Source organism: Allosphingosinicella sp., from assembly GCF_036403745.1.
In the GTDB taxonomy this organism is placed as follows: Bacteria; Pseudomonadota; Alphaproteobacteria; order Sphingomonadales; family Sphingomonadaceae; genus Allosphingosinicella.
On sequence record NZ_DASWQI010000054.1, the window covers coordinates 16,321 to 36,644 of the forward strand.

Here is a 20,324-nt window from a genome sequence, read left to right on the forward strand (position 1 = left end):
TCTCCGAAAGCGAGGCCGGCCGGCGCATCAGCGGGTCGGCGGAAGGTCGAACGGATCGTCCTTGCGCGGCGCCGATTTCTGCAGCCCCTCGTCCTGGCGGATCGGCCGCGTGATCGGCGCGGGCTTGAGCAGCTCTTCGGTGGTCGGCGCCCGCGCAGCAAGCGCAGGCTTGGCCGGTGCGCGATCGGCCGAGACCGGGCGCAGCGCCTCCCGGCTGCCGCAGGCGGCGAGCAGGAGCACAAAGGCGAGAGCAAGGACGCATCTCATCGCCGGCGCCATAGCCCAGCGGCGCCGCACGGGTCACGCGCAAAAAGCCGCGCTTGCGCAGGCGCGGGGCGGCTCCTACCCCGGCCGCATGCGCGCTTCCCTCTGCCTCGTCGCCCTGCTCGCCCTCGCCGCCTGCCAGAAGGAGCCTGCGGCGCAGAACCGGTCGGCCGCGACCCCCGCGCCCGCGAGCGTCGCCGGAAAGGTCGACCGCAGCCATGCCGGCCAGCCGGCGCCGGACACGGATTTCCAGGATCCGGACGGCGACCCGACGTCGCTGGCCGAACTCGGCGGCAAGCCGGCGCTGGTCAATTTCTGGGCGACCTGGTGCGCGCCCTGCAAGAAGGAGCTGCCGACCCTCGACGCGCTGGCGGCCGAGCAGGGCGACACGCTGCAGGTGGTGACGATCGCCGAAGACGAGGCCGGCAAGGCCGCGACCTATCTCGCCAGCGCCAAGTTCGCGAAGCTGGAAGGCTGGGCCGATCCGAAGCTCGGCCTGATGGATACGCTGAAGGTCACCGATCTGCCCACCACCATTCTGTTCGATGCGAAGGGCAACGAGGTCTGGCGGGTGCGCGGCGAACTCGACTGGAAAAGCGCGCAGGCGAAGGCACTGGTCGCCGAGGCGTTTCGCTAGTCGCGCAGCAGCTCGTTGATGCTGGTCTTGGAGCGGGTGCGGGCGTCGACGCGTTTGACGATGACGGCGCAGGCGAGGCTCGGGCCGCCGTCCTTGGCCGGCAGGGTGCCCGGGACGACCACCGAATAAGCCGGCACGTGGCCGACGAAGGTCTCGCCCGTGGCGCGGTCGACGATCTTGGTGGAGGCGCCGATGAAGACGCCCATCGACAGCACCGCGCCCTGCTCGACCACCACGCCCTCGGCGACTTCGGAGCGGGCGCCGATGAAGCAATCGTCCTCTATGATGACGGGCCCCGCCTGCAGCGGCTCCAGCACGCCGCCGATGCCGGTACCGCCCGAAATGTGGACGTTGCGGCCGATCTGGGCGCAGCTCCCGACCGTCGCCCAGGTGTCTATCATCGTCCCATCGCCCACCCAGGCGCCGATGTTGACGAAGCTCGGCATCAGCACGGCGCCGGGCGCGATGAAGGCGCCGCGGCGGACGATGGCGCCCGGCACCGCGCGGAAACCCGCAGCGGCGAAGCGCTCCGCATCCCAGCCGGCGAACTTGGACGGCACCTTGTCCCACCAATGCGCGCCGCCCGGGCCGCCGGGAATGGCTTCCATCGGCGTCAGGCGGAAGGAGAGCAGCACCGCCTTCTTCAGCCACTGGTTGACGTGCCAGCCGTCGGGGTCCTTTTCCGCCACCCGCGCTTCGCCCGCATCGAGCAGGGCGATGGCGCTCGCCACCGCCTCCGCCACATCTCGGTCGCCGCTGCCGAGCGAATCGCGCCGCTCCCAGGCTTCGTCGATCCTCTGCTGCAGCGCCTCGGTCATGATCGTTCCCCGCCGGTGATCTGGGTGAGCCAGTCGCCGATATCGGCGATGCGATAGTCGATAAAGGCCGGATCCGCCTCCGCCTCGGCCTGTTCGGAGCCGTTGTCGATCCACACCGTCATCATGCCGAGCGCTTTCGCCGGCGCGAGGTTGCGCGCCATGTCCTCGACGAAGAGGGCGCGGGCGGGATCGATCTGCCAGCGTTCGCACATGCGGGCGTAGGCCCCCGGATCGGGCTTGGGCACATAATCCATGGCGTGGATGTCGTGGAGCCCGTCGAAGGCGTTGCCGAGACCGAGCTTCTCCAGCACGCGGCGGGCATAGGCTTCGTCGCCGTTGGTGAAGACCAGCTTGCGTCCCGGCAGCCGGTCGAGCGCGGCGACGAGGCGCGGATCGGCGGCGATGCGGGCGAGATCGATGTCGTGGACGAAGTCGAGGAAGTGGTGCGGATCGGTGCCGTGCTCGCGCATCAGGCCCGCGAGCGTGGTACCGTGGTCGCGGAAATAGTCCTTCTGCACCTTGCGCGCCGCGACGGGATCGCAGCCGACGAGCTGCTGGATGAACAAGGTCATGCGCCGGTCGATCAGCGCGAACAGGTCGGCGGAGGCAGGGTAGAGGCTGTTGTCGAGGTCGAAGATCCAGCAGTCGATATGACGGAGGGCCGGGGGCAGCATTGAATGGCCCTAGCGGAAACGGTTTTCTTCAGCAAAACGAAAGCTTTGGCGGGCTAGGCTTGCCAAAATTCCCTAAGAAGCAGAAACGTTTAGGCGGGATGGTCCGGATGAAGCCCATGCATCGCAGGACCGCGCTGGTCCTCTCGGTCTGCACGCTCGCGCTGGCGCTGGGCGGCTGCGGCGGCGACAGTGCGACGTCGCGTCCGTCCACGCCCGATCCGATCGCGACAGTGCCGACGCCGCCACCGCCCCCTCCTCCGCCCCCGGCACCTCCGCCGCCGCCGCCCCCCGCCGGGAGCATCTACAACGACGCCGAATATCAACGTTCGGCGGGCAGCGTGCACGGCGCCATCACCGCCTACGATGCGGGCGCGACCGGCCAGGGCATCAAGATCGCCGTCATCGACACCGGCCTGAACCCGGCCCTCCACGAATTTACGGGCAAGGTGGATTCGGCGAGCCAGGACCTCGTCGCCAACCGCGGCATCGCCGACAGCGACGGCCACGGCACCGCCACGGCCGCCGTCGCCGCCGCCAATCGCGACGGCGGCAAGATGGAGGGCGTCGCCTTCAGCTCGACGATCATCGCCCTCAACACCTCAGACCCCAACGACTGCACCGACGCCGACGGCTGCACCCACAGCAGCACCGACATCGCCAAGGCGATCGACATCGCGCGGCAGAACGGCGCGAAGGTGATCAACATCTCGCTCGGCGGCCAGGATTCGAGCACCTCCGTCAACCAGGCGATCGCGCGCGCCGCCACCGCCGGCATCGTCGTGGTGATGTCCGCGGGCAATGACGGCGCGACGGCGGACGGCGTTAATGTCGAAGGCTTCGCGCTCGGCGCCGCGGCGGCCGGCAACGTCATCATCGCCGGCTCGGTCGGCGTGCAGGTCGGGTCCGATCCGGCGAACGCGGACTACAAGCAGATCTCGACCTTCTCGAACCGGGCCGGCACCGGGGCCCAATATTATCTGGCCGCGACTGGCTACCGCGTCCTCGCGCCGGACAATAGCGGTACCTACTTCTTCTGGTCCGGCACGTCCTTCTCGGCACCGGTGATCAGCGGTGCCGTGGCTTTGCTCGCCAGCGCCTTCCCGAACCTCACCGGGCAGCAGATCATCGACCTCCTGTTCCGCACCGCCGACGATGCCGGCGCGAGCGGCGTCGATGCGACGTTCGGCCACGGCATCCTCAACATCACCCGCGCCTTCGCGCCGGTCGGCACCCTCGCTCTGCCGGACAGCAAGGTGCCGGTGGCGGCGATCAACGGCCAGACCTCGACGCCCATGGGGGATGCTTCGCCCAAGGTCGCCGGCATGGTGGCGCTGGATGGCTACGGCCGCGCCTACGCCCTCACCTACGAGCAGATGCTGCGCCGCGCGGCGCAGGAGCAGCCGCTCTCGGCCGGCCTGCAGATCGGCCTGGACACGCGGACGGCCGCGCGCGGCGGCATGGCCGTTTCGATCACCGTCGACTGCAACATGGTGGGCCAGCCGCAGGTCGGCTTCGCTCAGCTCGGCCTCACCTATGAGGATGCGCACAAGGCACGGGTGCTGTCGGGCCTCGCGATCAGCCGGTTGTCGAAGCGCACCGCGGTGGGGCTCGGCATTTCCGAGGGCGGCAAGACACTGCAGCAGCGGCTGGCCGGCGCCGAAGGCAGCGCATTCCTCGTCGCCCGCGATCCGATGACGCGGATGGGCTTCTATGGCGATTCGGCCGGAAGCCTCGGCGTTCGCCAGCAGGTCGGGCGCTTCGGCCTTACCGCCACGGCGGAGCGTGGGCGTGTCTACCAGCCGGTGTTCAACCGCGCGATCCTCGAGCCGGGCTACAATGTCGGCAGCCTCAGCGTCGATCGGCAGGTCGGCCGCGTCCTCCTCACCGTCACGGGCACGCGCCTCGCCGAGGAGCGGACCTTGCTCGGCGCCCGCTTCTCCGACAGCCTCGGCGGCGGCGGCGCGACCAGCTGGTTCGCCGACGCCAGCGCCGCCTTGCGGCTCGGCCGCGGCTGGAGCGCCTCGGCCGCCTACCGCCGCGGCTGGACCATCCGCGCCGGCGGCGGCGGCCTCGCCCAGCAGGGTCGGCTCGCCACGGAGGCCTGGACGTTCGACGTGGCGAAGCGCGGGACCTTGTTCGCCGGCGACCGCTTCGCGCTCCGCCTGATGCAGCCGCTCCGCGTCGCCTCGGGCGGCCTCAACCTCGCGGTGCCGGTCTCCTACGATTACGGGACTATGAAGGCGGGCTACGACAACCGCTTCTTCAACCTGGCGCCGACCGGCCGCGAGATCGACCTGGAAGCCGCCTACGGCCTGGCGCTGTTCGGCGGGGAGGTGAGCGCCAACGCCTTCGCCCGCCGCCAGCCGGGCAACATCGCGGCGCTGGCGCCCGACCTCGGCGGGGCGCTCCGCTTCTCCGGGGGCTTCTAGAGCCGGATCGTTTCGCGGCGGGCGCTAGCTTGGCCGCGCCACCGCGAAGCCGGCGAAGCTCTGATTGACCGGCATCAGCTCGAGCGCGTTGACGTTGACGTGGGAAGGCAGCGTGGCGACCCAGTGGAGCACCTCCGCCGTGTCCTCTGCCGTCATCGCATCGATGCCGGCATAGAGCGCGTCCGATGCGGCCTGATCGCCGCCGTTGCGGACCAGGGTGAATTCGGTCTCGATCATGCCGGGCTCGATCGAGGTGACGCGCACGCCGGTGCCGTGGAGGTCGGCGCGCAGGTCGAGCGAGAATTGGCGGACGAATGCCTTGGTGCCGCCGTAGACCGCGCCGCCGCGATAGGGGTAGGTCGCCGCCACCGAGCTCAGGTTGATGACCGCGCCCTTGCGCGCGATCAGCCCCGGCAGGAGCTTGCGGGTGAGGGCGACGAGGGCAGTGATGTTGGTGTCGATCGCCTGGAGCGAAGCGGGCAGCTCCGATTCCTGGACCGTCGCCAGCGGCGGCGCGAGACCGGCATTGTTGAGGAGCAGGTCGATGTCCCGGAAACCCTCGGGCAGAGCATCGACCGCGGCCTCCATCGCCTTCAGGTCCCGCACATCGAGCTCCAGCGGGTGGAAGGCCTCGCCGAGCTCCCCCGCCAGCGCGTCGAGGCGCTCGCGGCGGCGGCCGGTGCCGATCACCCGCCAGCCTTCGCTCGTGAAGCGGCGGGCGGCGGCGGCGCCGATGCCGGCGGTGGTTCCGGTGATGAAAGCGGTCTTCTGTGTCATTTTTCCTCCAGCAGGCGGCGGGCGGCGTCGAGGCGGCCCGAATAGGCGTCGAGCGCGGCGGCGGTAAGGCGGGCGAAGGTGGCGGCGTCGGCGAAGCGGCGCTCCTCGATCGCCTCGCGCACGCCCGGCAGTGTCTTGGCGCCGTAGCCGGTGAAGCGGCCCGGCGCCGTCACCAGATAGCGGTACCAGGGCCGGAACGGCAGGCCCTGCGGCAGGATGAGCAGCTGGTCGATGTCACGCAGCATCGCGTTCAGCCGGTCCCGCCGCTCCGGCGTCAGGCCCGACGACTTGTCGGAATAGGCCGCGTCATAGCCGTTGGCGCTCGCCTTCAGCCGGTCGACGGCGTTCTCCAGCACCGCGAGCTCGACATAGGGGGTGGGCGCCAGCGCTTCCGGCGGCCCGATCGGCTTCAGCGGGTCCATAGCGGCGCGGAAGTCGCCCTCGCGCATCATCTTCTCGCGAAGGCGATCCTGGGTGCGGCGGGTTTCCTCGAGCTGCTTCACCTCGCGCAAATAGCGCTCGACGGTGGTCGCGAAGTCGCCGAAGCGCTGCGGCACCGTGTCGGCGTCGGCGATGCGGAGCACGAGCCGCCCGACCGTCTTCGACAGCGCCGCGCCGTACTTCAGGCCCGGATCGTCGAAGCGGGTGAAATGGTCGTAGCTGTCGTAGATCGAATGGTAGACGCCGCCGCTCTCCGCCTCGCCGCCATAGCCGATGTTGAGCGCTGGCACGCCGAGATGGTGGAGGAACGCCGTGTAGTCGGAGCCCGAGCCGAGCGGGCCGATGGGGAAATCGGCCCCGCCTTCGGCCGACGCCACTTCGGGATCGCGGTCGCCATATTCGTAGGCGCGGCTGAGCACCTTGGCACGGACCCGCTTCGCCGCGGTGACGCCGGTCTCGGGGTCCTGGACGTCGGCGGCGACGGCGTTGATCAGGTGCTGGAAGGTCTGGATGCCCTCGGCCTGCAAGTTGCCGCGGCCGTTGCCGTCGGTGTTGATGTAGATGACGCCTTTGCGCTTGAGCTCAGCGGCATGCTCCTCGGCCCATTCGGTGGAGCCGAGCAGGCCCGGCTCCTCGCCGTCCCAGCTCGCGTAGACGATGGTGCGAAGGGGGCGCCAGCCGGAGCGATAGAGCGCGCCGAGCCCCTTGGCCTCCGACAGCATGGCGACGTTGCCCGACAGCGGGTCCTCGGCGCCGAATACCCACCCGTCATGGTGGTTGCCGCGGATCACCCATTCGTCCGGATAGCGGCTGCCGTGCAGCATCGCGATGACGTCGTAGACCGTCTTCATCGACCAGTCGGACTTGACGGCAAGGTGAAGCCGCACCGCGCTGCCGCCGCCGATATGGTAGGTGATCGGCAGCCCCCCGCGCCAGTTGCCGGGCGCGACGGGACCGTCGAGGCGGGAGAGGATCTGCTGCGCGTCGGCATAGGCCATCGGCAGCACCGGGATCTTGAGGATGGTCTCAGCCTGGGCCCGCGTCAGGCGCTTTGCCGCCGCCGTGGCGCCGACATCCGGCGTCAGCGGGTCGCCGGGGCGGATCGGAAGCTCCTGCACCGAGCCGCGCTGGACGCCGTGCGGCGGCCGCGTCGGGCCTTTGGGCCAGGGGTCGCCGGCGCCGTAGCCGTCGTCGGCGGGATCTGAATAGATGATGCAGCCGATCGCGCCATGGTCCTGCGCGAGCTTGGGCTTGAGGCCCCGCCAGCCGACGCCGTAGCGGGCGATCGCGATCTTGCCTTTGACGTCGATGCCGCGGCGGGCGAGCGCGTCATAGTCGGCCGGCATGCCGTAATTGACGTAGACGACCGGCGCCGTGACGTCGCCGTCGCCCTGGTAGGCGACGTACGGCGGCAGCGCCGTGGCTGTATTGCCGGAGGTGGCGTCGCCGGCCACCGGCGGCTCCTGGCCGCCGAGGCGGATGCGCTCCGGCGTCACCAGCTCGACGGTCGTGGAGATCGGCGTCGGGTAGAGCACCTGGAAGCTCTCGATATGTGCGTCCCAGCCGAATTCCTTGAAGCGGGCGAGGATGAATTCGGCATTGGCCTTGTCGTGGGGCGAGCCGACATTGTTGGGCTCCGACGTCATCGTCTTCAGCCACGCCATCTGCTCGTCGCTGCTCACCTGCGCGTCGAGCGCGGCCTCATGCGCCTTCTGGTCCTGCGGCAGAGCCGCCCGCGCCGCGCCGCTCAGCATGAGCGCCGCCGCAAGTCCGATCCGCCAGCTCTTACCCATCTCGTCCGCCCCTCATCCTGACGGCGCATTGCGCGCCCTCGCCCTGCCGGTGGAGCGGGCGAGGCGGCGCGTCAAGCCTGCGCCCAGAGCGACGGCGCGGCGGCGGCATTCTCGGTCGGAAACGGTATCTGCCGCCGGAATTCGTCGGTGAACCGGCCGTCGACGCGGATGCTGAAGGCGAGGCCGTGGCTGGCGTCGGCGCCGTGATACTGGTTCACCGTGTCGAACCACGCGGCGTGGGAGCGGACGTAGAGCTTCTCCCCCGTGCCGGGGTTCAGCATGTAGAAGGGCTTGGCGAAGCTGGTCCGGAACCAGATGAATTCGTGACACAGGTCGGTGCTGTCATGGTCGCGGTGCGCGGAGACGGCGCGGCCGCTGTTGTCGTACATGATGATGATCCGGCCGGTCGCGGCGAAGGGCAGGGTGGCGATGAAGTCCATCAGGCCTGCGAACTCCTGCGCTTCCTCCGTCGGCTCCCACAGATCGGTGCGGTCAAGGTCGTAATAATCCTCCGGCTCCCGCGACCGCGACAGGGCCACCATTCGCGAACCCGGCAACGACGGCTGCGCCGCGTCGAGCAGGAACGGGCCGGTGTAGAAAGACAGGTCTCGGTCCCGCGCCAGCCGCCGCTCCAGCCGCGCGCGAACATAGTCGTCGAGCGCGGCGAGGCGCGCGGTGTCCAAATAAGGATCGAGGTTCTTGTAGCTCGGATAGCGGATCGCGCTCACGCCGCTGCAACTCGCAAGACGGCATTCGGATCACCCAAAAAACGCTTTGTGACACGGACGGAACCACCGCGGGATTTCGCCGTTAAAGGCAAAATAAAATTAATGCCTTCAACAACTTAACACAGATTAAGTTTCAGGTCCGGCATCGAATTTCAGCGGCTTTCCCACGCCGTGGCCCGGCCTTGGATCTCGAAGCTTCCCTACCCCTCCTGCGCGGCATCTCGCCGCGCCGGCCCTCTTTGCGACCTTGGAGTTCCATGAAGATATTCGTCAGCGGCCTTTACTGCGGAGGCAATCCGCAGCCCGGCGTCGGTATCGTCCGCTCGCTGCGCCAGGCCTATCCCGACGCCACCCTTGTGGGCGTCGAATATTCCAACCGCGTCTCCGGCATCCATTTCGACGAGATCGACGAGCTGTGGATGCAGCGCCCGTGGGACGAGCTCGACCTTGCCAGCTACGGCGAGCGGGTGCGCGAGGCGCTCGACGCCGGCGGAGTGTGGATCTCGGGGAGCGACCTCGAGGCGATGTGGCTCGCCGACCTCTTCCCCGAAGGCCACGGCAATCTGCTCGCGCCGCCGATGGGCGCGCTGAAGCGGATCACGAAGCCGGCCGTCGAAGGCGCCAAGGGGCTCCCGGTCAAAATCCCCGATTTCATCGCCACCGACCGCAGCGACTGGGATCTCCACGCCTTCTGCCGCGCCAACGACTGGCGGGTGTGGCTGAAGGGCCCTTATTACGACGCCTCGCGCACCCCGACCTGGGACAGCTTCGAGGCGATCCGCGCGGCTCTCTCGAAGGTCTGGTCGACGGAGCGGCTCTATTTGCAGAAGCATGTCGGCGGCTATGAGGAATCGGTGATGCTGAGCGCCTGGCAGGGCGAACTGCTCGGCGCCGTCAGCATGCGCAAGCGCGACATCACGCCCGAGGGCAAGACCTGGGCCGGCGACATTTCCGAAGTCCCGGCGGACTTCCTCGCGCCGCTCCGCGATATGGTCCGCGACCTCAACTGGTCGGGCGGCGGCGAGCTCGAGATGGTGCGCGATTCCAGCGGCCAGCTCTGGCTGCTCGAGATGAACCCGCGCTTCCCGGCCTGGGTGCACGGCGCCACCATCGCCGGGCATAACCTCCCCGGCTTGCTCGTCGAAGGCGCGACCGGCCGCCGCGCCCGCCCGGCGCCGGTGCAGTCGGAGGAATTCACCCGCATCGTCCTCGAAGTGCCCGTCCGCGCCGAATTCCCGCTGCCCCCGCTCCCCGAGCCGTTCGCCGGCGCCGTCGGCCATTCGATGAAGCACCCGTCGGGACTTACCTCGCTCGCCAAGAAGCTGCACAAGGCCAACCCGGCCATGCTGGAGGTGGAGGCGCTGGAGCCGACGAGCGACGGGCTCCCCACCATCCCGGAGAGCTTCAAGGCCGATCTGGCCGGCATCGACCTCGCCGGCGTGCAGACGCCGCAATTCCTGTTCATGGACAAGACCGCTTCCGGCCTCTTCCAGCGCGCCGCCGACCGCGCGCGCCGGCTCAGCACCAATGCAGTGCAGGTGGTGAGCGGCTATTCGATCAAGACCAACCCGGACGCGCGGCTGATCAAGCTGGCGCTCGACAATGGCTTTCTGGCCGAGGCGATCAGCCTCGCGGAGGTGCAGAAGGCGCTGGAGGTCGGCTTCCGCCCGGACCAGGTGGTCCTGAACGGCCCCGGCAAATGGTGGCCCGAAGGCATGATGCCCAAGGAGCGGCTCCACGCCGTCTTCTGCGACAGCGTCGCCGATCTCGACCGCGCCGTTGCGGCGATGAAGGCTGGCGAGATGGCGTCGAAGCATGTCGGCGTCCGCATCCGCACCCCCAACGTCGTCTCCCGCTTCGGCATCCCGCTCGACAGCCCCGCCACCTTCCGCAAGCTGATCGCGGCGGTGAAGACGCTGCCTGGCGACACCGCCTTCGGCATCCACTTCCACATGGCGAGCTCCAACATCGGCGTCGCCGGCTGGTGGAGCCTGTTCGAATCGATGCTGCGCTGGTGCCAGTCGATCGAGCGCCTCTCCGGCCGCACCGTCGAGATTCTCGACATGGGCGGCGGCTGGTTCCCCGACGATTGGCATAATAAGGACGAGACCGCCTTCGCCCGCGCCGTCCAGACCATTGCGGCGATGCTCCCAGGCGTCCGCCAGATCGTCTCGGAACCCGGCAAAGCGATGGCGCAGCCGTCGATGGCGCTGGCCATGCGCATCCTCGAAATCCAGGAGCATGAGGAGGATTATGTCGAGGCGGTGGTCGATGCCTCGATCGCCGAGCTGCCGATGTATTTCCACTACCCCCACCGCATGCTGCGCCGCTGCGGCGAGACGGGGGCGCTGCAGCCGGTCGGCCGCGGCAAGACCCATTTGATGGGCCGGCTGTGCATGGAGCACGACATCGTCGCCGCCAATGTCGACCTGCCCGAGGGGACCCGCGCCGGCGACCTCCTCATCTTCTGCGATGCCGGCGGTTATGACAGGAGCATGTCCTATGTATTTGGTTGCGGCTGAGCCGAAGAGCGCCGCGGCGCTTGAAGACGGCGTCCCCGCCGCACCGTGCCACGCCCGCTGGCAGGATTTCCCCGCGAGCGGCCTCAGCCATCACGGCGATACCTGCTGCGAAACCGCGCGAGAGTGGATCGTGGCGATGGACCAGTCGCAACTGACGGGCGGCGAGCTGCTGACCGGACCACGCTGGCTGCGCAAGCGCTACGAATGGGGCCCGTCCGCCTGGCCGATGCACTGGTGCGAACTGGTCGAGCGCAAGGTGATCGATTGTGGCGCCCATTCCGCCCTCGCCCACGAGGCCTTCACGGCCCGCGGCCTCACCGCCTTCCGCGCCCAGTTCGTTCAGCGCTACGATGCCGATGCGATGGCGCAATGGCGGACCAAATGGGGCGCCGAGAAGGTCTCCGACCATTGGCTCGGCGACGACGTCATCTACCATGAAGGCAATGCCCTGCTGGTCGGCGACGACGAGGTGAAGCTGTGGGACTCCAGTGCCGGCTGGTGGATCAACCCCCGCCAGACGCCCGGCTACGGCAGCCTCGCCGCGGTCCGCATCTTCGCCGACGGCCAATGGGGCGGCGGCGACGGCTTCCGCTGGGGCGAGCACCGCATCAAGCCCAATGTGTGGCGCGAGATCGGCGGGGCGTAGTTAGTCCTCCCCGGCCGCGCACCGGATGGGGAGGGGGACCATGCGAAACATGGTGAAGGGGCCTTGCGGACTCCGGGACGGCCCCTCCACCGCGTTTCACGGGGGTCCCCCTCCCCATGAGGCTGCGCCTCACGGGAAGGATTGGAGCCTATCCGAACCGCTTGCTGAGAAAGTAGCGCGCGCCGCCCACCGGGTGGTCCGGTATCTCGCCGACCATCCGGTAGCCCTGCTTCTCGTAGAAGCCGCGGGCCTGGAAGCTGAACGTGTCGAGCCAGGCGCCGACGCAGCCCTTCGCGCGGCCGATCTCCTCGGCGCGGGCGAGGATGGCAGTGCCGAGGTCGCGGCCGCGCAGGGCCTCTGGCACCACCAGCAGCTCGATCACCAGCCAGTCGAACGCCACCGTGGCCCAGAGGCCGCCGGTCGTCGCCCCCGCCGCGTCCTTCAAGAGGATCGCGACCTGCTCCCGCACCGTCTCCGGCACCTGCGCGCGGTTGTAGGCGGCGAGCGGGGCAAGGATCGCCGCCCGATCGTCGAGCGTCGGCGCGTCCGGGACGAACAGCTGGGCGGTCACGCCGGTGCCGGCCCTTGCGCCAGCCGCTCCCGTATCCAGCCGACCGCCGCACCCCAGTCGTCGATCCGCGCATGCGCGTCGGGCGCCGGCGGCGTGTGGGCGGCAAGGCGCGGCTCGGCGATCATGTGCAGTCGCCAGACCTCCGGCGCATGCTCGGCCACCGACTGGTGATGCACCGGCAGATCGTCGACGAACACCACCGCCGACGGCTGCATGTCCGCCACCAGCTCGGCCACCGGCGGCCCCTTGCCGCCGCGGTTGCACAGCACGCGGTGGCGGATTTCGAACCGCTCCAGCTGCTCGACCCGCCCCGCCTCGAACTCGTCGCCGATATTGGTGAGGATGACGATCTCCGCCATCTCGCCGATTTGCCGCAGCGCCTCCGCCGCGCCCGGGACGATGTTCTGCCGGTGCATTTCGGTGGTGAAGAAGTCGTCGAGCAGCGGCCATATCCGCTCCGCCGGGACCGGCTCCCCGTCCTTCTGCAGCAGCGCGTTGCGGAAGCCCGGCGCGGAGAGGTCGAAGCTGAAGCCATGCACCTCCGCCACCCAATCGGCGAAATGCGCAACCATATGCAGCAGCACCTCGTCGCAATCGGTGATGAGCAGCGGGCGGTTCACGCCTCCAACCTCCGCCGCGCGTCCACCAGGTCTGCCGGTCGCACCTCCAGAGCCTCCGCGCATCCCACCAAATCCGGCTCATGCGCCTCCAGAAAGCCGAGGATCGCCGCCAGCACGCTGGGGTTGCCGAGCCGCTCGCGCAGGTCGTCGGGGGTGAGTCCGGTAAGCGAGAGGAGGCGCTGGGCGCGCTCGCCGTCGCTCAGCACCCAGCCCAGAGCGGAGAGCGCCAAAGCTTCCGGGTCGTGCGGGTTTGTGCGATCCTTGAGCATCTTCTACAGGATGGCGCGTGGGACAAAAAATCCTGGTTGTCGAGGACAACGAGCTCAACCTGAAGCTGTTTTGCGAGCTGCTCCGCGCCCACGGCTACGCTGCCGAGCCGGTGCGCGACGGGCGCGAGGCGGTGGCGCGCGCCCGCGCCTTCCAGCCCGATCTGGTCGTCATGGACATTCAGATGCCCTACATCAGCGGCCTCGAGCTGATCGAGCAGCTGAAGGCCGACGCCGAGCTCCGTCCGATCCCGATCATGGCCGTCACCGCCTACGCCGCCAAGGGGGACGAGGAGCGAATCCGCGACGCGGGAGCGGAGGGCTATGTCTCCAAACCCATCTCGGTGATCCGCTTCGTCGAGGCAGTGCGGGCCCTGCTGGCGGCCCCGCGGCCGGAGCCGCAAGCGCCGGAGCCCGCGCCCGAACCGGAGCAGCAGGAGCAGGAGCAGGAGCAGGAGGAGGTCCGGGTCGAGCGCGCCTTCGCGGCCACGCCCGAACGTGTCTTCGACGCCTGGCTCGATCCGGAGACGGCGGGCGAGTGGCTGTTCCGCACCGCCGACGGCGAGTTGATGCGCTGCGAGATCGATCCCATCGTCGGCGGCCGCTACGAGATGGTCGAGCGGCGGGGCGAGGAGGAGGTCCTCCACACCGGCCTTTACGAGGCGATCGAACGGCCGGAGCGGCTCGCCTTCACGCTCGCGGTGCCGCTCTACGCCGAGGGTGAGGAGCGGGTCGACATCGCCATCGCGCCCGGCGAGGACGGCTGCACGCTGACCCTTACCCAGACGCGCGCCGACGACGCCCCGGCGGGCGTGGAGCAGATCGCGCGCGGATGGTCGCAGCTGCTCGACGCGCTCGCCGCCCGCCTCGGACCGCAGGGAGACCAGCCATGATCCGCGTCTACGCCTTCAAATGGGTGCCGTCCTTCGCGCAGGGCCTGGTCCGAGACCTTCGCGTTCGCTGGGCGCTGGAGGAAGCGGGGCAGCCTTATGAGGAGGTGCTGATCGGCTTCGGAGCGGACCAGGCCAGCCCCGAATATCGCGAGCTCCAGCCTTTCGGCCAGGTTCCGGCCTATGAGGAAGACGGCTTAGCCCTGTTCGAATCCGGGGCCATCGTGCTGCGCATCGCCGCCCGCTCGGAAGCTTTGATGCCGCACGACGGCGCGGCCCGGGCGAAGGCGATGCAATGGGTGTTCGCCGCGATCAACAGCATCGAGCCGCACGTCCAGCAGATGGCCTTCATCCTCGGCTTCTACAAGGACGAGGAATGGGCGAAGCTGCGCCGGCCGAGCGCGCTGGAGATTGCCGAGCGCCGCCTCGACCAGCTCGCCGAGCGCCTTGGCGACAAGCCGTTTCTGGAGGAGGGCGGCTTCACGGTCGGCGACTTGATGATGACCAGCGTGCTGCGCATCGGCAACAGCTGCGGCCTGCTCGACCGGCGCCCCACTTTGTCGGCCTACGTCGCCCGCTGCGAATCGCGGCCGGCGTTCCAGAAAGCGCTCGCCGACCAGCTCCGCCCGTTCGCCGAGAATGCGCCCCCCGCGGCGGCCTGACCACGCAAGAAAGCGCCCCAACCTCCGCGGCGGGGCGCTTCCAGTGGAAGCGAGGCGCGGCCGCAGCCGCGCGTCGGCTTACTTGATCTTGGCTTCCTTGAAGTCGACGTGCTTGCGCACCACCGGATCGTATTTCCGGAAGGTCATCTTCTCGGTGATGTTGCGCGGATTCTTCTTCGTCACGTAGTAGAAGCCGGTGTCGGCGCTGCTGACGAGCTTGATCTTGACGGTGGTCGGCTTGGCCATGACAGCCTCTCGGGATCGGGGTTTCGCGAAAAAATAAAGCGGCGTTCCCGCCGCTCAAATGCGCCGCCGCCTCTGCCGCGAACCGGCCGGCCTGTCAAGCCGCAACCACTTTAACCTTCCGGTAACCATAAGCGCGCATCGTCGCACCGTGAACCCATTGGAGACGGCCGATGCAGCCGCTGGACGAAGGAATGTTGCTGGTGCGCGCCGAGCTGTGCGAGCGGTTCGCCACCCTGCAGGGCAGCGTCGCCCGCTGCCGCAGCCGGGACGTCGACGCCCAGGCCGAAGCCATCCGCATGCTGGCCAGCGCCTACGGCCTCACCCCCGTCGCGCGCCTCGCCGAGGCTTTGGCGCGGGCCTCGCGCGACACCGGCGCCTGCCCGCCGTCGCTCTATCTGGCGCGGCTCAAGGACGCGATCGGCTGCGAGCGGCTAGACGAGGAAGCCAGCCAGGCGATGCTCGCCTCCGTCTCCGTGCGCCTCTGCGGCTGAGTTGGAGCCGCTCCTCACCGCCTTCGCCGCCGCCCTCCTCGGCGGCTGGGCCGACAAGACGCAGGCCGTCGCGGCGATGCTGGCGGAGAGATACCGCGGCCGCGTCCTGCTCCCGGCCCTGACCCTCGCCGTCGCGGCCAACAGCATCGCGTCCGCCGTCGGAGGGTCGCTGCTCCGCCTCGAGATCAGCGCCCACGCCGCCGCCCTGCTCCTCGCCGTGGCCTTGGCCTTTGCCGGCGTCGCCGGCCTGATCGGCGAGCGGGCGAAGCAGCCCACCCAACGCGCCGGCGCGTTTCTCACGTCCCTCGTGTCGCTGTTCGCCGCCGGATGGGGCGACAAGACCCAATATCTCGTCGCCGCCCTGGCCGCCTATTACGGCAACGTCCCGCTGGTCGCCGCCGGCGCCTTCGTGGGCACCCTGGCGGTGACGATGCCCGCCGCCGTCGGAGGCGCGGCCTTCACCCGCGCCGCGCCTTTGAAGCCGCTCCGCCTCGTCTTCGGCCCCGTCTTCCTGATCGCAGGCGGTGTCGTCCTCGTGAACGCCCTCCACCTCGTCTAGCGCTTCGGCCGCCGCGTCGGGGCGTGGAAGTCGGGCGGTTTATCCGCCACCCAGGCGATGAAGCGCGCGAGCTCCGGCTGGGCGCGCAGCGCCTCCGCCGTGGCGAACCCTCGCTCCAGCTCCTTGTTGGTCAGGGTACGGTGAATTACGCGGTGGCAGATCGGATGGATAGGCACCGTCTCGCGACCGCCCCGGCTCTTCGGGACAGGATGGTGCCACTCGACGCGATGGCCGATCGGACGCCCGCACAGAAAACAGGTTAGCGGATCGCCGCGCGCCGAGGCTCAGCTCCTCAGCGGGCTCACGCGCAGATTGGCACGCCCGGCGCCCGGCAGCTTCACGTCGACGGTGCGGAGGCTGGCTTTCGTCCCCGCCGCGACGCATTGCGCGACCACCACCGGCGCCTCGACGTCGGTGCTCTTCGAAAGCGCTTCGGTCGTCGCCGCGGTGCAGGCCGCCTGGCTCTGATACGGCGTGTCGAGGGTGCGCACGGTGCGGCACGGCCCGTCGCCGTCGCTGCAGCCCATGATCGCGATGAGGAAGATGCCCGGTCCCATGGGCTGCTAAACCTATGTCAAGCCGCCCTGTTCCAAATGTTTCGCCTGCGTTTCTTGGGGAATGGCCCGCGCATGCCTAAATGGGGAGGCGATGCGAGTCCTCGAAAATGACGAGCGGAAGAAGGGCGGCGGCTGGAAGGCGCTGCGGCGCTTCCTGCCCTACCTCTGGCCGGCCAACGCGCCGGCGCTGAGGGCGCGCGTCGTGATCGCCGTCTTGTTGGTGTTCACGGCCAAGGCGGCGACGCTCGTCATGCCGTTCGCCTACAAGAGCGCGATCGACCGGATGTCGCACGGCGTCACCCCCGCCGCGGGCCTCGCGATCGCATTGGTCGTCGCCTATGCCGGCGCGCGCTTCGCCGGCGTCCTCTTCGAGAACCTGCGCAACGCGATCTTCGAGCGGGTCGGCCAGGACGCCGCCCGCCGCCTCGCCGAGACGGTGTTCCGCCACATCCACGAGCTGTCGCTGCGCTTCCACCTCGAGCGGCGCACCGGCGCGCTCACCAAGATCGTCGAGCGCGGCACCAAGAGCATCGACATGATGCTCTATTTCCTCCTCTTCAACATCGCGCCGACGGTGATCGAGCTCGCCGCCGTCTGCATCATCTTCGGCGTCAAGTTCGGGGCCGGCATCGTCGCCGCGACTTTGGCGATGGTCGTCGCGTACATCGCCTTCACGCGGGTCGTCACCGAATGGCGCACCCACCTTCAGCGCAAGATGAACGAGGTGGACAACCAGGCGATCGCCCGCGCCGTCGATTCGCTCCTCAACTACGAGACGGTGAAATATTTCAACGCGGAGGACCGCGAGGCCGCCCGCTACGGCACCGCCATGCGCACCTTCGCCGACGCCGCGGTGCGCAACGAGGTGTCGCTCGCCTGGCTCAACATCGGCCAGTCGCTCATCACCAATTTGATGATGGCGGGCGCGATGGGCTACACCGTCTGGGGCTGGAGCCGGGGCAGGTTCACCACCGGCGACGTGGTGTTCGTCAACACCTTCCTCGCCCAGCTCTTCCGGCCGCTGGACATGCTCGGCTGGGTCTACCGCACTATCCGCCAGGGCCTGATCGACATGGAGGCGATGTTCACCCTCGTCGACACGCCCGCCGAAGTGACCGACGCGCCCGACGCCGTCCCGCTCCGCGTCGGCGCGGCCAGCGTCCGGTTCGAGGACGTCCACTTCGCCTACGATCCCGAGCGCGAGATCCTTAAGGGCGTCTCCTTCGAGGTTCCCGCCGGCACCACCCTCGCCATCGTCGGCCCCTCGGGCGCCGGCAAGTCGACCTTGTCGCGCCTCCTGTTCCGCTTCTACGATCCGACCTCGGGCCGGATCAGCATCGACGGGCAGGACATCGCCCATGTGACGCAGGCAAGCCTGCGCGCCGCGATCGGCATCGTCCCGCAGGACACGGTGCTGTTCAACGACACGATCGGCTACAATATCGGCTACGGCAAGAACGGCTCGACGCAGGACGACGTGGAAGGCGCGGCGCGCGGCGCGGCGATCCACGATTTCATCCTCAGCCTCCCCGACGGCTATGGCGCGATGGTCGGCGAGCGCGGCCTCAAACTGTCGGGGGGCGAGAAGCAGCGCGTGGCTATCGCCCGCACGCTCTTGAAGAACCCGCCGCTTTTGATCTTCGACGAGGCCACCTCGGCCCTCGACAGCCGCACCGAAGCCGCGATCCAGGAGACTTTGCGCCAAGTCTCCTCGCGCCGCACAGCCATCGTCATCGCCCACCGCCTCTCGACCGTGGTCGACGCCGACCAGATCGTCGTTCTGGACGAAGGCCGCGTCGCCGAACGCGGCACCCACGCGCAGCTCCTGCGCAGGAACGGCCTCTACGCCGAAATGTGGACCCGCCAGCAAGCCGAAGCGGAGGCCCAAGCCGAGGCGGCGGAGTGAGCTGGCTCCTGCGTCTCTAGGCAGTGGTACGGCTCCCGGCGGTATCGAGACACGCTCAGGTGAAGGGCCCGCGGGGGCCCTCTGCCTCCCTGCCGCACAGCGGTGGAGAGGGGGACCACCCGAAGGGTGGTGGAGGGGTGAGCGGACGCTGCCGTCGCCGTCTCGCGCCGGAAACTCTGATCCCGCGGCAGCTACCCCTCCACCAGCTTCGCTGGTCCCCCTCCCCATCTGGCGATGGGGAGGTAGGAGGGAGCTCCTCAACCAAAACCGATTGTCGATCCGCCTAGCGGAGCCGCGCCCGCATGCGCTCGATGAGCTTCAGCACTTCGTCGCGATGCTTGGCCGCCTTCACCCACCGCGGCAGGCGCGACGCGACGGACCGGTTGCGGATCCCGCCGGGCTCCACCGTCTCGCGGCGAAGCGGATCGCGGACATAGTCTTCGATGTAGCCGAGATGCGCCTCGTTGATCGCGAAGAGGGTGCCATGGCGCGTTTCGCCGCGCAGGCGAAGCGGGAGGCCCATCGTGGGATCGGCCAGCGCCTGCCGGGCGGCGCGCCGCTGGTGGAAGCAGGCGGTGCAGGTCAGCCGGCGCGGCGCATGGTGACGGGCGCTGCCCCAGCCGATCGCCTCTGTCCCGGCATCCTCCTCCGCCACGATGACGGCAAGCCCCCCGCAGGCGGGGCAGTCGACCAGGAGCCGGTCCATGAAATGCTCGTTCAGCCGCGCCGGCGCTCCCACCCGTTCAACCATGTCAAAGTGGCAGCGCCAGCTCGCGTTCGTCGCGGGGCCGCTCCGCTTCGCCGAGGCCGGAGAGGCCCAGCCCGAGCAGCCGGATCGCCTTCACCGGCGGGAGCAGCGAGCGCAGCAGGCCCGCGCCCATCTCCAGGAACTCCGCCACCCCGCTTACCGGCCGGTCGAGGGACTTGGCGCGGGTGACGATCTGGAAGTCGCCATATTTGACCTTGAGGTTCACCGTCCGCCCCGACAATTGCTTCGCCTCAATGCGCGTCCACACGTGCCGGCCGATCCGCTCCAGCTCGGCGAGCAGCGCCTCCGGTTCGGCGAGGTCGGTCAGGAACGTGTCCTCGGCGCTCACCGATTTGTACGGCCGGTCCGCCTTCACCTGCCGGTGGCAGATGCCGCGGGCGAGGTCGTGATAGTAGAGCGCGGAGCTGCCGAAATGGGCGGCGAGGAATTCGAGGCTGCGCGCCTTCAAATCCGCCCCCGTCTCGATGCCGAGCCGCGCCATCTTCTCCGCCGTCTTCGGCCCGACGCCGTGGAAGCGCGCCACCGGCAGCGCCTCGACGAAGGCGGGCCCCCGCGCCGGGGTCACCACGCAGAGGCCGTCCGGCTTGTTCTGGTCGGAGGCGAGCTTGGCGATGAACTTGTTGTACGAGACGCCCGCCGACGCGGTGAGGCCGGTCTCGGCGCGAATCCGCGCCCGTATCTCCTCGGCGATCGTCGTCGCGACGCCGATCCCCTTCAGATCCTCGGTGACGTCGAGATAGGCCTCGTCGAGCGACAGCGGCTCGACGTGCGGCGTGTAGTCGAGGAAGATGGCGCGGATCTGCTGGCTGACGGCGCGATAGGCGTCGAAACGCGGCTTGACGAAGATCAGCTCCGGGCAGCGCCGCTTCGCCGTCACCGCCGGCATCGCCGACCGCACGCCGAATATGCGCGCTTCATAACTCGCCGCCGCCACGACGCCGCGCACGCCGCCGCCCACGGCGAGCGGCTTGCCCCTGAGCGCAGGATTGTCCCGCTGCTCCACCGACGCGTAGAAAGCGTCCATGTCGACGTGGATGATCTTGCGCACCGCGTTCACA

General features: G+C 69.1%; 22 protein-coding genes and 2 pseudogenes. 10 read left to right on the forward strand and 14 right to left on the reverse strand.

Annotation, left to right across the window (positions count from 1 at the left end; all coding sequences use genetic code 11):
• Positions 1-27 precede the first annotated feature (27 nt).
• On the reverse strand, positions 28-267 hold the full coding sequence (locus VGC56_RS10070; RefSeq protein ID WP_464124769.1) for a hypothetical protein: 240 nt from the start codon (positions 265-267) through the stop codon (positions 28-30).
• Between the two features lie 88 nt (positions 268-355).
• Here VGC56_RS10070 and VGC56_RS10075 point away from each other — a divergent pair, with 88 nt between their 5' ends.
• Complete coding sequence (locus VGC56_RS10075) at positions 356-901, forward strand: TlpA family protein disulfide reductase (protein ID WP_464124770.1); 546 nt, start codon at positions 356-358, stop codon at positions 899-901.
• Here the strand turns inward: VGC56_RS10075 and dapD are convergent.
• Both dapD and VGC56_RS10085 read right to left on the reverse strand, forming a co-directional pair.
• Positions 898-1,719, reverse strand: a complete 822-nt coding sequence (gene dapD / locus VGC56_RS10080) for a 2,3,4,5-tetrahydropyridine-2,6-dicarboxylate N-succinyltransferase (protein ID WP_464124771.1) — start codon at positions 1,717-1,719, stop codon at positions 898-900. The genes VGC56_RS10075 and dapD overlap by 4 nt on opposite strands.
• Positions 1,716-2,393: a pyrimidine 5'-nucleotidase gene (locus tag VGC56_RS10085; RefSeq protein ID WP_464124772.1), complete on the reverse strand. Its 678-nt coding sequence runs from the start codon at positions 2,391-2,393 to the stop codon at positions 1,716-1,718. The genes dapD and VGC56_RS10085 overlap by 4 nt, the downstream gene beginning before the upstream one ends.
• Positions 2,394-2,500: 107 nt before the next feature.
• Between VGC56_RS10085 and VGC56_RS10090 the strand changes: the two genes are divergently transcribed.
• Positions 2,501-4,822, forward strand: coding sequence for a S8 family peptidase (locus VGC56_RS10090; protein ID WP_464124773.1), 2,322 nt, complete (start codon positions 2,501-2,503; stop codon positions 4,820-4,822).
• A gap of 24 nt (positions 4,823-4,846) precedes the next feature.
• Here the strand turns inward: VGC56_RS10090 and VGC56_RS10095 are convergent, their stop codons facing one another.
• The 3 genes from VGC56_RS10095 to VGC56_RS10105 all read right to left on the reverse strand — a co-directional run bounded on the left by VGC56_RS10095 (position 4,847) and on the right by VGC56_RS10105 (position 8,561).
• Positions 4,847-5,599 (reverse strand): SDR family NAD(P)-dependent oxidoreductase, encoded by a 753-nt coding sequence (locus VGC56_RS10095; RefSeq protein ID WP_464124774.1) that lies wholly within the window; start codon positions 5,597-5,599, stop codon positions 4,847-4,849.
• Positions 5,596-7,833 (reverse strand): M28 family peptidase, encoded by a 2,238-nt coding sequence (locus VGC56_RS10100; RefSeq protein ID WP_464124775.1) that lies wholly within the window; start codon positions 7,831-7,833, stop codon positions 5,596-5,598. Before VGC56_RS10100 ends, VGC56_RS10095 begins: the two co-directional genes overlap by 4 nt.
• Positions 7,834-7,904: 71 nt before the next feature.
• Entirely contained in the window at positions 7,905-8,561 is a 657-nt protein-coding gene (locus tag VGC56_RS10105; RefSeq protein WP_464124776.1) for a hypothetical protein, read from the reverse strand.
• Between the two features lie 257 nt (positions 8,562-8,818).
• Here VGC56_RS10105 and VGC56_RS10110 point away from each other — a divergent pair, with 257 nt between their 5' ends.
• Positions 8,819-11,083, forward strand: a complete 2,265-nt coding sequence (locus tag VGC56_RS10110; protein ID WP_464124777.1) for an ATP-grasp domain-containing protein — start codon at positions 8,819-8,821, stop codon at positions 11,081-11,083.
• A complete protein-coding gene (locus VGC56_RS10115) occupies positions 11,064-11,729 on the forward strand; it encodes a hypothetical protein (protein WP_464124778.1) in 666 nt (221 codons plus the stop codon). The genes VGC56_RS10110 and VGC56_RS10115 overlap by 20 nt, the downstream gene beginning before the upstream one ends.
• Before the next feature lie 148 nt (positions 11,730-11,877).
• On the opposite strand, the gene VGC56_RS10120 is transcribed toward VGC56_RS10115, so the two are convergent.
• The 3 genes from VGC56_RS10120 to VGC56_RS10130 are packed head-to-tail and all read right to left on the reverse strand — an operon-like array spanning position 11,878 to position 13,189.
• Entirely contained in the window at positions 11,878-12,300 is a 423-nt protein-coding gene (locus tag VGC56_RS10120) for a GNAT family N-acetyltransferase (protein ID WP_464124779.1), read from the reverse strand.
• The gene (locus VGC56_RS10125) at positions 12,297-12,920 is read right to left on the reverse strand and encodes an HAD family hydrolase (RefSeq protein ID WP_464124780.1); all 624 of its coding nucleotides are present in this window, start codon (positions 12,918-12,920) and stop codon (positions 12,297-12,299) included. Before VGC56_RS10125 ends, VGC56_RS10120 begins: the two co-directional genes overlap by 4 nt.
• On the reverse strand, positions 12,917-13,189 hold the full coding sequence (locus VGC56_RS10130) for a DUF3572 domain-containing protein (protein WP_464124781.1): 273 nt from the start codon (positions 13,187-13,189) through the stop codon (positions 12,917-12,919). The genes VGC56_RS10125 and VGC56_RS10130 overlap by 4 nt, the downstream gene beginning before the upstream one ends.
• A 17-nt stretch (positions 13,190-13,206) precedes the next feature.
• Here VGC56_RS10130 and VGC56_RS10135 point away from each other — a divergent pair.
• From VGC56_RS10135 to VGC56_RS10145, 3 genes and pseudogenes are all read left to right on the forward strand, one after another.
• A pseudogene (locus VGC56_RS10135) lies at positions 13,207-13,566 on the forward strand (response regulator); the annotation flags it as partial.
• A 117-nt stretch (positions 13,567-13,683) separates the two neighbouring features.
• Positions 13,684-14,079, forward strand: a pseudogene (locus tag VGC56_RS10140) (SRPBCC family protein); the annotation flags it as partial.
• Positions 14,076-14,738: a glutathione S-transferase family protein gene (locus VGC56_RS10145; protein WP_464124782.1), complete on the forward strand. Its 663-nt coding sequence runs from the start codon at positions 14,076-14,078 to the stop codon at positions 14,736-14,738. The pseudogene VGC56_RS10140 and the gene VGC56_RS10145, both read left to right, overlap by 4 nt.
• Before the next feature lie 78 nt (positions 14,739-14,816).
• Here VGC56_RS10145 and rpmG read toward each other — a convergent pair whose 3' ends face one another.
• Positions 14,817-14,984, reverse strand: coding sequence for a 50S ribosomal protein L33 (gene rpmG, locus VGC56_RS10150; protein ID WP_464124783.1), 168 nt, complete (start codon positions 14,982-14,984; stop codon positions 14,817-14,819).
• Between the two features lie 170 nt (positions 14,985-15,154).
• Between rpmG and VGC56_RS10155 the strand changes: the two genes are divergently transcribed.
• Both VGC56_RS10155 and VGC56_RS10160 read left to right on the forward strand, forming a co-directional pair.
• Positions 15,155-15,475, forward strand: a complete 321-nt coding sequence (locus tag VGC56_RS10155) for a hypothetical protein (protein WP_464124784.1) — start codon at positions 15,155-15,157, stop codon at positions 15,473-15,475.
• A 1-nt stretch (position 15,476) separates the two neighbouring features.
• The gene (locus VGC56_RS10160) at positions 15,477-16,034 is read left to right on the forward strand and encodes a TMEM165/GDT1 family protein (protein ID WP_464124785.1); all 558 of its coding nucleotides are present in this window, start codon (positions 15,477-15,479) and stop codon (positions 16,032-16,034) included.
• Here VGC56_RS10160 and VGC56_RS10165 read toward each other — a convergent pair.
• Positions 16,031-16,285: an HNH endonuclease gene (locus tag VGC56_RS10165; RefSeq protein ID WP_464124808.1), complete on the reverse strand. Its 255-nt coding sequence runs from the start codon at positions 16,283-16,285 to the stop codon at positions 16,031-16,033. The two genes, VGC56_RS10160 and VGC56_RS10165, sit on opposite strands and share 4 nt — an antisense overlap.
• A 33-nt stretch (positions 16,286-16,318) precedes the next feature.
• Positions 16,319-16,591, reverse strand: a complete 273-nt coding sequence (locus VGC56_RS10170) for a hypothetical protein (protein ID WP_464124786.1) — start codon at positions 16,589-16,591, stop codon at positions 16,319-16,321.
• A 91-nt stretch (positions 16,592-16,682) separates the two neighbouring features.
• On the opposite strand from VGC56_RS10170, the gene VGC56_RS10175 reads away from it, so the two are divergent.
• Complete coding sequence (locus VGC56_RS10175) at positions 16,683-18,497, forward strand: ABCB family ABC transporter ATP-binding protein/permease (RefSeq protein WP_464124787.1); 1,815 nt, start codon at positions 16,683-16,685, stop codon at positions 18,495-18,497.
• 283 nt (positions 18,498-18,780) lie between these two features.
• Here VGC56_RS10175 and VGC56_RS10180 read toward each other — a convergent pair whose 3' ends face one another.
• On the reverse strand, positions 18,781-19,203 hold the full coding sequence (locus VGC56_RS10180) for a hypothetical protein (protein ID WP_464124788.1): 423 nt from the start codon (positions 19,201-19,203) through the stop codon (positions 18,781-18,783).
• A gap of 46 nt (positions 19,204-19,249) precedes the next feature.
• Positions 19,250-20,323: a DNA polymerase IV gene (dinB, locus tag VGC56_RS10185; protein WP_464124789.1), complete on the reverse strand. Its 1,074-nt coding sequence runs from the start codon at positions 20,321-20,323 to the stop codon at positions 19,250-19,252.
• Between the last annotated feature and the right edge of the window lies 1 nt (position 20,324).